General features: G+C 45.1%; 10 protein-coding genes. 5 read left to right on the top strand and 5 right to left on the bottom strand.

Annotated elements, in window-relative coordinates:
* The 4 genes from R8N28_RS22005 to R8N28_RS21990 form a co-directional block, all read right to left on the bottom strand.
* Positions 1-458: sodium:solute symporter family transporter (locus tag R8N28_RS22005; RefSeq protein WP_412079923.1), on the bottom strand; the 458-nt coding region annotated here is incomplete at its 3' end.
* A gap of 136 nt (positions 459-594) precedes the next feature.
* Positions 595-1,302, bottom strand: coding sequence for a 1-pyrroline-5-carboxylate dehydrogenase (locus tag R8N28_RS22000; protein WP_005383557.1), 708 nt, complete (start codon positions 1,300-1,302; stop codon positions 595-597).
* 11 nt (positions 1,303-1,313) lie between these two features.
* Positions 1,314-4,445 carry a bifunctional proline dehydrogenase/L-glutamate gamma-semialdehyde dehydrogenase PutA gene (gene putA, locus R8N28_RS21995; protein ID WP_065275555.1) on the bottom strand — a complete coding sequence of 1,044 codons (3,132 nt, stop codon included), beginning with the start codon at positions 4,443-4,445 and terminating at the stop codon, positions 1,314-1,316.
* A 406-nt stretch (positions 4,446-4,851) separates the two neighbouring features.
* Positions 4,852-5,664 (bottom strand): AraC family transcriptional regulator, encoded by an 813-nt coding sequence (locus tag R8N28_RS21990; RefSeq protein WP_225495768.1) that lies wholly within the window; start codon positions 5,662-5,664, stop codon positions 4,852-4,854.
* 955 nt (positions 5,665-6,619) lie between these two features.
* Here R8N28_RS21990 and R8N28_RS21985 point away from each other — a divergent pair.
* Complete coding sequence (locus R8N28_RS21985) at positions 6,620-7,339, top strand: PAS domain-containing protein (RefSeq protein ID WP_082240199.1); 720 nt, start codon at positions 6,620-6,622, stop codon at positions 7,337-7,339.
* Between the two features lie 73 nt (positions 7,340-7,412).
* Here the strand turns inward: R8N28_RS21985 and pdxH are convergent, their stop codons facing one another.
* Positions 7,413-8,048: a pyridoxamine 5'-phosphate oxidase gene (gene pdxH, locus R8N28_RS21980; RefSeq protein ID WP_005374570.1), complete on the bottom strand. Its 636-nt coding sequence runs from the start codon at positions 8,046-8,048 to the stop codon at positions 7,413-7,415.
* 115 nt (positions 8,049-8,163) lie between these two features.
* Here pdxH and R8N28_RS21975 point away from each other — a divergent pair, with 115 nt between their 5' ends.
* From R8N28_RS21975 to R8N28_RS21960, 4 genes are all read left to right on the top strand, one after another.
* On the top strand, positions 8,164-10,038 hold the full coding sequence (locus R8N28_RS21975) for a sensor histidine kinase (RefSeq protein WP_065275557.1): 1,875 nt from the start codon (positions 8,164-8,166) through the stop codon (positions 10,036-10,038).
* Positions 10,031-11,254 (top strand): sigma-54-dependent transcriptional regulator, encoded by a 1,224-nt coding sequence (locus tag R8N28_RS21970; protein WP_005374563.1) that lies wholly within the window; start codon positions 10,031-10,033, stop codon positions 11,252-11,254. Before R8N28_RS21975 ends, R8N28_RS21970 begins: the two co-directional genes overlap by 8 nt.
* A 173-nt stretch (positions 11,255-11,427) precedes the next feature.
* On the top strand, positions 11,428-12,819 hold the full coding sequence (locus tag R8N28_RS21965; protein ID WP_005374562.1) for an HlyD family type I secretion periplasmic adaptor subunit: 1,392 nt from the start codon (positions 11,428-11,430) through the stop codon (positions 12,817-12,819).
* Positions 12,820-12,933: 114 nt separating this feature from the next.
* Complete coding sequence (locus R8N28_RS21960; protein ID WP_005374561.1) at positions 12,934-13,617, top strand: transglutaminase-like cysteine peptidase; 684 nt, start codon at positions 12,934-12,936, stop codon at positions 13,615-13,617.
* Positions 13,618-13,622: the final 5 nt, after the last annotated feature.

The raw sequence follows: 13,622 nt of genomic DNA, 5'->3' as shown, positions 1-13,622 counted from the left end.
TCAAACAGTTTGCCCCCTGCGACCAAACCTGAGCTGGTGTAGAAAAGGAAAAATAGAAGAATGAAAAACGCAGAGATTGTCTGAATCAGTTTCGACTTATCGTTGAAGCGACGTGACAGGAACTCTGGCAACGTTAGCGCGTCAGTTTGGATACTGTAGGTACGAAGGCGTTTTGCACTGATGAGCCAGTTTGCCCATGTACCAAGAAGTAGACCGCCGGCTAACCAGAAGGCCTCGATACCCGCAGCGTACGCATAGCCAGGCAAGCCTAGCAGCAGCCAACCACTCATGTCTGAAGCACCTGCAGATAATGCAGCAGGCCACGGACCTAGGCTACGGCCACCTAGGAAGTAGTCAGATGAATTGGAAGTCCTCTTATACGCGTAAACGCCAATAGCAACCATAATCAGTAAATACGCCACAAAAGTGGACGTGATAGCAAAGCTATTTTCTATCATTAGATAGTCCTCGTTATAATTATTTCCTTCCTTGCCTGCCCTGATATTTTACCGTCTCAGCAATACATCAGAGTATAAAAAACCAATCTGGACCGGCTCTCAGTCCAGTTACTCCAGATTGGCATTACAAGTCAGGTTAGTGAGTTTCGTTCCCCAACTCGAGTAGAGTTGCGTTACCACCCACCGCGGTAATATTTATCGTTCGAGTGCGCTCAGTAATGAAGCGCAACGAGAGATGAGGATCATGAGCCAATTTCGGTGACTCTAAATCCGTTTCAGAAACTAAGCCGACGATTGCACCGTCACGCTTAGCTAGTTGAAGATTGAGCGCATGCTCAACCTGTGAACGCCCAACATAACCCACACTACGTACATCGCTCTCAAGCAACGGGGCAGACGCATCGTACGCAACAACCTGGACTAAGTTAGATGGGAAGTTTGCCAACGCTACAGCTTGCTTAACCAATTGGTTTAGCTCTGCATTGTCACTGCAAACGACCACACTGTTGCCGGCAATTAAGGCACAGGTGATCATCGCAAAAGCACTGTATAACGCATTATCAGCAGGCTCGATGTTGTTTTCACAAATCACCAAAGCCACACCGCGTCCTGCGGCATACAGTTCGTTAGTTTCCCCTGTAGGGCCAACTAACTGGTGAGTTTCTGCAAGAAGAGCTGATGCTTGTTGCAAGTGGTAAGAAACCACTTTGGCAACGGTAGACTGCTGCCCTTCTAGTGCAGATTTAAATGCCAGAACATGCTCGCATTTGTAATCAAAATCAGTCAGATTCCACTGCTCCCACGCAGAGAATGCATCTTTAAAATAGGTGATCTGATGAACCATAATGCGACTCCTTATGCGTTTTCTGCTTGAGCAAGAAGATGTTGAGTAAATCGGAATAGGTAGTGTGGACCACCAGCTTTCGGGCCAGTACCTGACAAGCCTTGACCACCAAACGGCTGTACACCAACCACAGCGCCAACTTGGTCTCGGTTGATGTAGCAGTTACCTACTCGTGCATGTTTCTCAATCCAACGGTACGTGGTTTCGTTACGGCTATGGATACCCATCGTCAAGCCAAAACCCGTTTTGTTGATCTGCGCAACCACGTTCGGTAATTCAGACGCTTTAAAGCGAATAATGTGCAAGATTGGACCAAATTGTTCTTCTTTCAGCACATCGATGCCCGAGATTTCAAACGCACTTGGTGAGACAAAGTCACCATGCTGGCACGATTCATCCAGCTGTAGCTGAGCGACTTTAGTCTGTGTTTTGCTCATTTGCTCAAGGTGAGCAAGGAGTTTTTGTTTTGCATTGCTGTCGATAACCGGACCAACATCCGTTTTGTGTAGGTAAGGTAAACCAACATGCAGCTCATTCATCGCACCTTGAATCAGGTTGATCATACGGTCTGCTACATCTTCTTGTACAAATAAAACACGAAGGGCAGAACAACGCTGACCTGCAGATGCAAACGCCGAACGAATCACATCACGCACCACCTGCTCTGGCAATGCAGTACTGTCCACAATCATTGCGTTTTGGCCACCTGTTTCCGCAATAAACGGAACCGGTTTCGCGCTGCGCTCCGCGAGCGTGACGTTAATGCGTTGCGCCGTTGCCGTTGAGCCAGTGAATGCCACACCAGCAATAGCATCATGAGAAGTCAGTGCATGACCGATCTCAGCGCCGCGACCAGTAAGTAACTGAATCACACCAGCAGGGAAACCCGCATCAAGCATTAATTCAATAGCACGAGCGGCAATTAAGCTTGTTTGCTCAGCAGGTTTTGCAACCACAGTGTTACCTGCAATCAGTGCTGCCGTTACCTGACCAAGGAAGATAGCCAACGGGAAGTTCCAAGGGCTGATACACACAAACACACCAAGACCTTCACGGCTAGAAATGCGTTTCACACCGTCAAAGCCTTCTAGCTCAAATGGCTGTAGGTTTTGCGCTTGTTTCGCGTAATAACGACAGAAATCCACTGCTTCACGAACTTCATCAATACTATCGTGAATCGTCTTGCCCGCTTCTTTGTGACAAATCGCCACCAGCTCAGCCAGATTTTCTTCCATTAAGTCAGCAAGCTTTTCTAAACAAGCCGCTTTTTGCTCAACAGGAACACCTTTCCAATCAGAGAAAGCAGTTTGCGCCGCATCAATTGCAGCGGAAACATGATCAAGTGTTGCAAATGCCACTTTGCCGACTTCAATTCGGCGATCGTACGGTGCGGTGATGATCTCAGCCGCATTTTCCTTGATCATGCTTTCGGCAAAACGCTCACCATTGATCATCGGGCCTGCAACCCACTGATTGTCCATGAAGCTTTCTACCTGCGCTTCAAATGGCTTCGCCTCACTGTCGATATCAATGTTGACGCCATATGAGTTCTTACGCTCAGGGAAAATATCGGCAGGCAATGGAATTTTGTCGTTGTGTAGCGTGTCAAAACCCGTCAACACATCCACAGGGTGATGGGTCAACTCATAAATCGGACAACGCGCATCAACTAGACGGTGTACAAACGAGCTGTTCGCACCATTTTCAAGCAAACGACGAACCAAGTACGGAAGAAGATCAGCATGGCTACCGACAGGAGCATAAATACGTACTGGCTGACCGTACATTTTCATAACATGGTTATACAGTGAATCACCCATACCATGCAGGCGCTGGAACTCGTATTCTTTGTGCTCCGCCATGACAGCAATTGCCGTCACCGTGTGAGCATTGTGGCTTGCAAATTGTGGGTAGATATTACCGCGAACACCTTCGCTAAGTAGGAAACGAGCACAAGCTAGGTATGCAACGTCCGTCGCTTCTTTGCGAGTGTATACTGGGTAATTTGCATAACCCGCTTGTTGAGACCACTTGATTTCGCTGTCCCAGTACGCGCCTTTAACCAAACGCAGAGGAATAACGTCACCTTGTTCTTTTGCGAGTGCATTTAGCCACACCAAGACTGGTAGCGCACGTTTTGAGTAGGCTTGAATAACCAAACCAAACTTGCCCCAACCCTTCACAAGATCGCTACGGTATACTTTCTCAAATAGCTTCAGGGAAAGCTCAAGGCGATCCGCTTCTTCTGCATCGATTGTGATTGCAACGTCGACTTCAATTGCACGTTTCAATAGCTGCATTAGTGAGTCATACAACTCTGTCATTACACGTTCTTCATTTGCGACTTCGTAGCGCGGGTGTAATGCAGAAAGCTTGATGGAAATCGAAGGCGCAGGGCTGGTGTCGTTACCGTAAGTCTCGCGACCCACCGCTTCGATCGCCATTAGGTAATCTTTGAAGTACTTGTTCGCGTCCGCTGTAGTTAACGCCGCCTCACCCAACATATCAAACGAGTAGGTGAAACCTTTGTCGCGCATTGGACGACCGTTCTTCTGCGCTTCTTCGATCGTACGACCACGAACAAACTGGTGACCCATGATCTTCATTGCCTGATACATGGCTTTACGAATCACAGGCTCAGAGAATTTATTTACCAGACGGTTTACAGCCTGACCTGGGCTCTGGGTGCCTTGCTCACCAAGACCAACCACTTTACCTGTTAGCATGAGGCCCCATGTTGATGCGTTAACAAACACAGAGTCAGAGTTCTTCAGGTGAGATTTCCAGTCTGCGACACTCAACTTATCTTTAATCAAAGAATCTGCTGTCGCGGCATCTGGGATGCGCATTAATGCTTCTGCAAGACACATCAGCAAGATACCTTCTTGAGTATCTAAGCTGTATTCCAGCAATAAAGCATCAATCATCTGGATTGACTTCTTATCGGCACGAATGGCTTCGATAAGGTGGGTCGTTTGGGTAGTGATCGCCGATTTTTCATCCTCTGTCGGCGTCGCTAGTGGCAATAGTTGCTCTAGCCATTGAGACTCGTCCACCATATATAATGGCGAGATCAGTGACCACAACTTATCAAGCGGCTGCCCGATAAATTCCGGTGTCAACACGTTCGTAGCTGTAAACATGTGTGTTCCTCAATCTCACTCCTCGAAAACCGCTTCGAGGATTATCAATGGCTGGCAGTGTATTTTGAGGCCGATAAGAATACTTGTCAAAAACTACGACATTTTTGCCAAAAACTCGCTTTTATAACAAAACATCCACATAGTCACATTCAAATAGGTAATATTTTGTGTTGTAAATTTTAATTTTTTCATTGCATTCACAACAAAATATCAAGAATATCAATAAGATTTTTGTGAAGAGCTCGTTCTAAGAGAAAATGTAGGATCAAGTGGCATATCAACCACTGCAAAGAACAGAGAATTTGAAAAAACGAGAGATAGGTCACGTGAATAAAACATAAAAAAACCATGCATAGTGCATGGCTTCATTCTGATTGATGATTATTTGACCTAAAAAAACGCGTTGTTATCCAACTTGTTTTTTATAACGGGAAGGTGATATTCCCTGTAAGCGAGTAAAAGTATGAGTAAAAGTACTCTGGCTTGAGAAGCCAGTAAACTCGGCAATTTGCCCTAAAGAAAGGTGCCCTTGCTCGATTAATTCACGAGCCATGTCGATTCGCTTTCCGAGAACATATTGATGAGGTGTAATCCCCATCTGCTCTTTAAACAAGCAATGGAACTGACTTTCCCCAAGAAACACTCGCCCGGCCAATTGAGCCACACTAATCTTATGACTCAGGTGCTGCTCAATGTAACGATCAATCGCCTCCAAATCAAAGCGCGACTCTTTTCGACTGGTCTCAAATGCCGAGATATGGCGCTGCATTAACGCAATCACAGTGTCGTTACACGCACGACTTAACAGCAGGTCATCCGGATGGTTTCGCATTTCCTGAACCAACATCTGTATCAGCTTCTGAATTTGACTATCTAACTGGAAGTAGACATGGTCTCTCTCCAGGTTATTGATTTTTTGAAGCATTTCGGGATCATCATTTGTCGGTTTGGGCATATTCAGCACCAAAATATCCGATTGATTGATGACGCCACCGAAAGCATGATCAGAGCATGCGGTAACCACACAACCTTGACCAGGGCCGACAAGATTACCTCGCCCGCGCACTTCAAATTCGGCTTGCCCTTTTAAACCAATCACGATCTGCGTATAAGAATGATCGTGGCAATCCATATAAGACGGAAGTGTGATCAGCTCCGCCGGCTTTGGCAGCATAATATCTTGATATGAAAGGATTTTTTGGTTATCTGAATCACTCATTTTAAACAGTCGTCTTTACACGGTCAGCTTACGTCTTCGCATCATATACCTTCTTTGTTGGGTTGCAACTTTTACCCAACTCAATCGACAAGATCAAATCAGCATGATCAAGTTCATTTACATGATCATAGTTCCGGAACGATGATCATGCGAGGTTAATTTACGGTCAGTGAGCAACCAATTTTATTAACAAAAACGGATAGATAGGCAACACCTTACGTATACATAATCAATCAATGTAAAGATCCTTATTACCGAACAATCCGTTATTTTGTAAAACATCGTGCTCCATATTAGATAGGTCGTCCCTGAAACGGATCGAAACCCACGCTTAAACTCAACATAGAGGGATTTCCCCCCTTACTAATATGCCTCTGATTCAATACATTAGTTATCGAGCTTTAAGATGCATACGATCTAAAGCTCTCGGTATCTCATTGATACCTCTAACTTACTTAGCAGACCCTCGCTAGGTAATTTAGAACCTCTTCTACACGTCGACAAGATTATATCTTGTGTTGCCAGCCCGTCTTCAGGCTGGCTTTTTTTTCGCTTCTCAACAATGAAAACAATGGCATAAGCTGATATCATAGCTTTTGTCTCACTGTCCCTCTCATATGCTTAGGTGCTGCTCTTTCACTCACAAGTGATATGAACGTCAACCACATTACAACTGAGTTGTAGGAAGCATGATCAAGGACGATACGAGTTGTAAGCCGAACATTAGGCGGACATCCGTGAGCGCACATATCTGTAATGAAACAGACCATTTTCCCAATTAAACTCTTCGTTCCATTTCGTCGTTGTCAATGACTACCTGACGAAAACATCGAACACCATGAATTTAATTGGATTGAGCGCCAATCAACGAACGTGTTCTAGCAACGACATCAATACGAGCCATATAACACGGACGTCTCTGTATTGGTATAAGCAGTATGTAGTGAGTCCTTTTGTGAATATTTCAGTCGATACCATAGAACAATCCCTCCTTAAACAGCTACCAGGTTGTTGGGGATGCAAAGATAAAGATTCGGTATTCCTATACGTAAACCAGGAATACGCAGAACTGTTAGGGCACACATCGCCCGAGGAGTGCTTGGGTAAAACTGATTTTGATATGGCCAGCCCAACCACTGAATGCGCGCAAGAATTTCAACGCCAAGATAAACACGTTCTCGAAACTGGCGAGTCACTAAAAATTCTGGATATCCACCCTTATCCAGATGGCCGCTGGCGAGCACATATATTTACTAAAACACCGTGGCGAGATGACAATGGCGACATTGTAGGCACCATTTTCTACGGAAGAGAACTCACCGACACTGCCGTGATTGAAGTCGGGTATTGGGTTTGTCGTGCTATCAGTACCAACCCAAATCAACAATCCATCTTTCGTTTTTCTGACTTACAACCAAAACCAGAGAAGCTCACATGCCGCGAGCAAGAAACGCTTTTCCTCTTGCTCTATGGCAAAAAGCCTCAATTTATCTCTCAGGTCATGGGCATATCAACAAAAACCGTTGAAGGTCACGTCGCACGCTTACGTAATAAGTTTGCAGCGAACAGCAAGAACGAGCTAATAGATAAAGCAATGGAAGCAGGCTACGGCTCTGTTGTACCCAAAACGCTGCTTAAGCATCAATTATCGGTTGTGTTGAATGGAGAGCGATAATTCACATCGCTTCCACCTACAAAAACACCGCCCCAATTCGGCGGTGTTTGTTTATTCATGAGGGACCATAAGCCTATGGCGCTAAACGATCAATGTCCCAACTTCCATCATGCTGGGAGAAAAGAAAACGATCGTGAAGGCGATGTTCGCCACCTTGCCAAAATTCGATGCTCTTTGGTTTTACGCGAAAGCCACCCCAAAAGGTTGGTACTGGTATTTCACCCTTAGCAAACTTCTGTTTTAGCTCTAAAAACTTACCTTCCAACACACCTCTGGCAGAAATACGGCTACTTTGTTTGCTCGCGATTGCGGCCAACTGGCTCTCTTTAGGACGAGAAGTAAAGTATTTCATATTCTCTACGGCGGTAAGCTTTTCAGCCACACCAGTAATATGAACTTGGCGCTCTAACGGATGCCAAGGGAAGTGCAAACTAATATTGCTGTTATGCTCTAGCTGCTGGGCCTTGCGACTGCCTAGGTTGGTGTAAAACACAAAACCATCTTTGTCGACGTTTTTCAATAGAACAATGCGTTGAAACGGCATGCCATTTTCATCAACCGTTGCAACTGTCATCGCAGTCGGGTCCGTTAAACCCGCTTCAACTGCTTGCTCTAGCCACAGATTAAATTGATCAATAGGATCAGCTTTCAAATCTTTACGACGCAGCCCACCTTTGGTGTACTCACGACGAATATCAGCAAGTTCCATCTTTACTCCTTCACTCGTTTTTGTCGATTGTGCTCCCGATACTGAGGAAATACAAGGACATCATTGTGCTTGTTATCGTTGCCGCTCACAGCATCACAGTGCGTCATTTGATACCATGACACAAAAAACCAGTGAGCCGATCGTGAACTTACTCAACCCCAAAGCCCTACGTCATTTTTTACTGCTACTGTGTGCCGGCGGCATTTCAGGGCTTGCGCTTACTCATCATTACGCAACTCAATACCAACATGATCAATGGCAACAAAAGCTAGAGAGACAAGCCGCGCAAGTGTCACAAGAAGTGGACTACGAACTGGCAAAGTTTGAACAGATACCAAACCTATTAAGTCACGACCCAAGACTACTCAAAGCAGTAGAGCGCGGAACGCCCTCTCAAGAGCTCAACCTACTGTTATCAGATTGGTTGAAGCAAAGTTTGGCCGATACGATTTACGTTCATGACCGCACCGGGTTAGTCATAGCCTCAAGTAACTTTCAGCAAGAAGATACGTTTGTTGGCTCTAGCTTTAGCTATCGCCCCTATTTTAAAAATGCGCGACGCGGTGAGCCCGCTCAATATGTTGGATTAGGCGTGCGCTCGAATAAACGTGGGTACTTCTTCTCATCTCCGCTGTGGGTAAATGAGGAAGTCGTTGGCGTGATTACAGTAAAAGTGAACTTGGAGCAATTAGAACAGCGCCTTTCGCAAACCACGACTGACGTACTCATTACAGATAAACACAATGTCGTGTTTATGAGCAATTTACCAGACTGGCGCTATCGTGCACTTTTCCCACTGTCATCGAGTGCAATAAATGAACTTACCGAAACGCGTCAATATGGCGATACCTTACCCGAATATTTTGGTGAGTTAACGGCACACACTGGTGTCACGGAGTTTGATGACAATCAATTGCTTCTATCACCGAATTACCTCGCATACGCAACACACTTATTGGATAAAGGGTTTCGCGTCGTTGCCTTAATTAACCACAACAGCGTTCTTGCCGCCGTTTTACAGGCCGATATCGTCTTCCTGATCTTATATGCGCTCATTGCTCTAATTGCGTTAGCGTGGTTCCAAACCCTAGTTAACAAAGCACGCCTTGCCCATCTCAATGTGAGCCTAGAAGAAAAAGTAGTGCAACGGACACTAGTGCTAAGTGAAGCCAACCAAAAACTACAACAGACCATCCGCCAATATGAGCAAAGCCAACAAGAGCTTAAACAAACACAACAAGAACTGACGCAAGCCGCGAAATTGGCACTGTTGGGCGAGCTATCAGCCAGTATTAATCATGAGATAAATCAGCCACTTTCCGCACTAAGAACCTATACCGAAAACTCGCAGCGTTTGTTGGCAATGGAAAAATACCCAATGGTCGCTGACAATTTGGGCAAAATGCTGACACTCAATGACACCATTTCGGAAGTCATTGCCCGCTTAAAAGTCTTTACTCGGAAAGCCACGCACGATTCACACAATGAAATCTCAGTACTGCACGACGCGGTACATACTGCCACCAGCATTTTGAGCAACAAGCTTATTAAGCAAGGAGTAACACTAAAAGTTCCGGCCATCGACTATGATGTGAAGCTGGCCATTCACAGCGTTGAATTAGAACAAGTGCTGATAAACCTCTTCCACAACGCCGCACAAGCGATGGAAAACCACTGTATCGATCCGCAAATATCCATTGCTGTTCAGTGTCATGATGACAGTTGCGACATTCTTGTTTCCGATAACGGGCCTGGCATGTCGGACGAAGCCCTAGCAAAAGTCTTTGATCCATTTTTTACGACTAAGCCAGAGGGCTTAGGATTAGGTTTGACCATCTCCAAACGCATTTTAGAGAGCTATCACGGCTCCCTCTGTGCCTATAAACATCAGAACACAGAACAACAAGCAGGAGGCATGACCTTTATCGTGACGCTACCAATAGTCAATCAGAATAAACGTACTCCAGAAGTGGAAAACGACCATGAATAACTCAGTTTTCTTTGTTGATGACGAACCACACATTCGTGATGCCGTGTCTCAAGCCCTGCTGATTGAAGGGATAGACGTCACCTGCTTACCAAACGCAGTAGAAGCCTTACGCGTAATCGACTCAAATACGCCTGCGATTATCATTACCGATATCCATATGCCCGTGATGGATGGCTTGGAGTTTATGCGAACTTTGCGAAGCAAAAACGATCACTTTCAATTCATCGTACTTACTGGACATGGAGATGTGAAAACCGCGGTAGATGCGATGAAAAGCGGCGCGTACGACTTTCTAGAAAAACCGTTTTCAACGGAACAGCTCATGAAATCGCTCAACAATGCCAGCGATAAACTGAACTTGTTGCAAGAAAACATCTGGCTTAAGAAAGAGCTCGACATGCAAACTCATGTTGGTCCGAAAATGATTGGTCACAGTAAGGCCATGGTGAGCATTCGTCGCGCCTTGATCAGTGCGCCCACAAGCCAGCCGCTCATTTTTGTAGGTCAAGATGGTACGGGTCGGCGACTCGCTGCACAATTTGCCCACGACATACATGCAACACCGGATAGTGAGCTAATCGCCGCTTCTGGTGAAGACCTCTATGAGCTTTCATTAGAAGCGCTCGACAAAGCCATACACCGCTTAAGTGAAGGAAAACGCCACTGTAGTTTGTACTTACATAGCGCAGAGCATGTATCATTTGAGCAATGGGAATACTTATTCAAGCACCCAAAACTTGAGCGTGTTTTTGGCGCGACCACCCAAGCCGAGCCACCTCTAAAATCCCTGGCGACTCTAATTCACTTACCGACGCTCGATGAAAGAAAGGAAGATATAGGGCCTTTATACAAGCACTTTGTGCGCCACACAGCGAGTCGATATCAGTTACAGCCGCCACATATCAGCCTAGAAGAGGTCAAACACCTCACCAGTCTCGAATGGCCAGAAAACGTTAAGCAGCTACGCCAATTTGCTGAACTTCGTGCCCTCAAGCCAGATACTTTTAGAATGGAAGATTGGAACAGTGAGAAAAGTCTTGAAATTCAGAGTATGACTCAGCGCACAGAATACTTTGAATATTGCTTGTTATTCGATGCATTGCAAAGACATCGCGGCAGACTCAAAGAGGTTCAACTAGAATTACAGGTATCACGCAAAACCTTGTACGACAAACTAAAAAAACATCAGTTGGATAAAGCCAAGTTCAAGGCGTAATAGCTATACTCCGGCGCTAATTATGCTTTTGTTTGATTTAGAAAGTGTAAGAAAGCTCATTTGAAGAGAGAATAACCCTCTTCTCATATTTTATTAGCCGAGCATGCTGACATGATCGGTTAATAATAATAAGATCAAAAAGATAATCCGTAATTATATAAGCAGGGACTGTGATGAGCCGAGATAACTACAACAAACTCAACGATGAAGAGTTGGATTTTGTTGATGACAAAACTGCAGCATTGCTCCTCAATACCCCCAACAGCGCGCGTTTTATGCTCTGGGTTATGGTGCTATTTTTCATTGCAGCAATAGGTTGGGCATCTTGGGCTGAAATCGACAAAGTCACGGTTGGTCAAGGCAAAGTGATTCCCTCCTCACAGATACAAGTAGTCCAAAACTTAGAAGGTGGCTTAGTCAAAGAAATCTTGGTCAAAGAAGGCCAGTTGGTTGAAAAAGGCCAACAGTTACTGCTTATCGACGACACCCGCTTTCGCTCAGATTTTCGTGAACGTGAGCAACAAGTTGCCAACCTTACCGCATCTGTGCTGCAACTATCCGCTTCTATTAACAGTGTTGCCGTTAATCGTGATTTTGAAACGGAAAACTGGCGTCAAAGTGTACTACTTGATTACGGTAAACTGACCTTCCCACCAACCTTGGAAGAGACTCGACCTCAACTCACACAGCGTCAAAAAGCAGAATATCGCGAAGATCTAGATAATTTGCGCAACCAACTTTCTGTTATTGACCAACAAGTGCAGCAAAAGCAGCAGGACTTGGTAGAGATCCAAGCGCGAGTAAGGAACTTGCGTCAAAGCTACCAATACGCGAAAAAAGAACTCGATATCACCAAACCTTTGGCAGACGAGGGCGTTGTTCCTCGTATTGAACTGCTCAAATTACAGCGCCAAGTCAACGATACCCGTCGTGAAATGACGTCCAGTGAGCTCAAGATTCCCGTATTGCAATCAGCGATTCGAGAATCCATGCTCAACCGTATTGATGTTGCACTCAAATTCCGCTCTGAACAGCAAGAGAAACTCAACAGCGCCCAAGACCAGTTATCTGCTTTGGTTGAATCAGCGGTGGGCTTGGAAGATAGAGTAAACCGAACGGTTGTGAATTCGCCAGTAACAGGCAAAATCAAAACACTGAACATCAATACTGTCGGTGGTGTTATCCAACCTGGTATGGATATCGTCGAGATCGTACCAACAGAAGACACACTATTGGTAGAGGCGAAAATTGCGCCAAAAGACATCGCATTTTTACGCCCAGATCTTCATGCTATCGTGAAATTTACAGCTTACGACTTCACAAAGTACGGCGGTTTAGAGGGAGAGTTGGAACATATCAGCGCGGATACCACTCAAGATGAAGAAGGCAACAGCTTCTACATTGTTCGTGTACGCACCGAAAAAACAAACTTTGGTCAAGATGCAGATTTACCAATCATTCCAGGAATGACAGCATCGGTCGATATCATCACAGGGAAGCGAACCGTTTTGGAATATCTACTTAAACCGATTTTAAGTGCCAAAACGAACGCCTTGAAGGAGTAAACCACATTAAGATACTCGCGATAGGGAGTATTGAGCGATAAGTGATTAAATAAAAAGCACTTATTTCTCACTGACGAACTCTCTAGAAGAGTATACTTGTGATACGAGTCGAATATGCGATCCAATTTGCAGCGTAAAGTTACATTATTAATCAGCTTAAGTTGTTTGTCGTTCCAACTTGGTGCGCTGAACAGTAAAGAACAACGATGGGTCAATACGGTCACAGCGGTGTACGGCGAACGTGCGGGATTGCGCGTAAATACATGGCGAAAGAACCTCGACTTATTTAAACAATTAGAGACTCATGAACAGCTCGCTGGCGTTAACGACTTTTTTAATCAGCTGTATTTCGTTGACGACATAAAACTGTGGGGAAAGACAGATTATTGGGCTACGCCACTCGAATTTTTAGGGAGTAACGCAGGAGACTGTGAAGATTTCACTATTGCTAAGTACTTCTCTTTACTCGAGCTAGGAATACCAGATTCAAAGATGCGGTTAATATACGTAAAAGCCATCGAACTGAATCAGTTTCACATGGTATTAGCTTACTACCCTACCCCAAGTTCTGAGCCGCTCATTCTCGATAATATCAATCCTGACATTGTCCGAGCCTCTAAGCGTAGCGACTTGCTACCGATATACAGTTTTAATGGTACAAACCTGTGGTTGATGAAGTCATCTGCTAGCACTGGAGAGCTGGCAGGGAAAGCATCACGGTTGAGCCTTTGGAATGACTTACGCTCGCGCGAACGTAAGTTGCAGTTAAATAAACCTAAAATTAACTATGACGAGTGAGAAAC

The sequence above is a fragment of the Vibrio sp. Vb1554 genome, assembly GCF_033344235.1.
Note: the sequence above shows the minus strand (reverse complement) of the source record. Positions and strands in the feature narration are given on the sequence as shown.

What these genes read in the sequence shown, in the direction of transcription:
- R8N28_RS22000 (WP_005383557.1), bottom strand. Translation starts at nt 1,302, where the DNA reads ATGGTTCATCAGATCACCTATTTTAAAGATGCATTCTCTGCGTGGGAG.
- putA (WP_065275555.1), bottom strand. Translation starts at nt 4,445, where the DNA reads ATGTTTACAGCTACGAACGTGTTGACACCGGAATTTATCGGGCAGCCG.
- R8N28_RS21990 (WP_225495768.1), bottom strand. Translation starts at nt 5,664, where the DNA reads ATGAGTGATTCAGATAACCAAAAAATCCTTTCATATCAAGATATTATG.
- pdxH (WP_005374570.1), bottom strand. Translation starts at nt 8,048, where the DNA reads ATGGAACTTGCTGATATTCGTCGTGAGTACACCAAAGGTGGGCTGCGT.
- R8N28_RS21975 (WP_065275557.1), top strand. Translation starts at nt 8,164, where the DNA reads ATGACACAAAAAACCAGTGAGCCGATCGTGAACTTACTCAACCCCAAA.
- R8N28_RS21970 (WP_005374563.1), top strand. Translation starts at nt 10,031, where the DNA reads ATGAATAACTCAGTTTTCTTTGTTGATGACGAACCACACATTCGTGAT.
- R8N28_RS21965 (WP_005374562.1), top strand. Translation starts at nt 11,428, where the DNA reads ATGAGCCGAGATAACTACAACAAACTCAACGATGAAGAGTTGGATTTT.
- R8N28_RS21960 (WP_005374561.1), top strand. Translation starts at nt 12,934, where the DNA reads ATGCGATCCAATTTGCAGCGTAAAGTTACATTATTAATCAGCTTAAGT.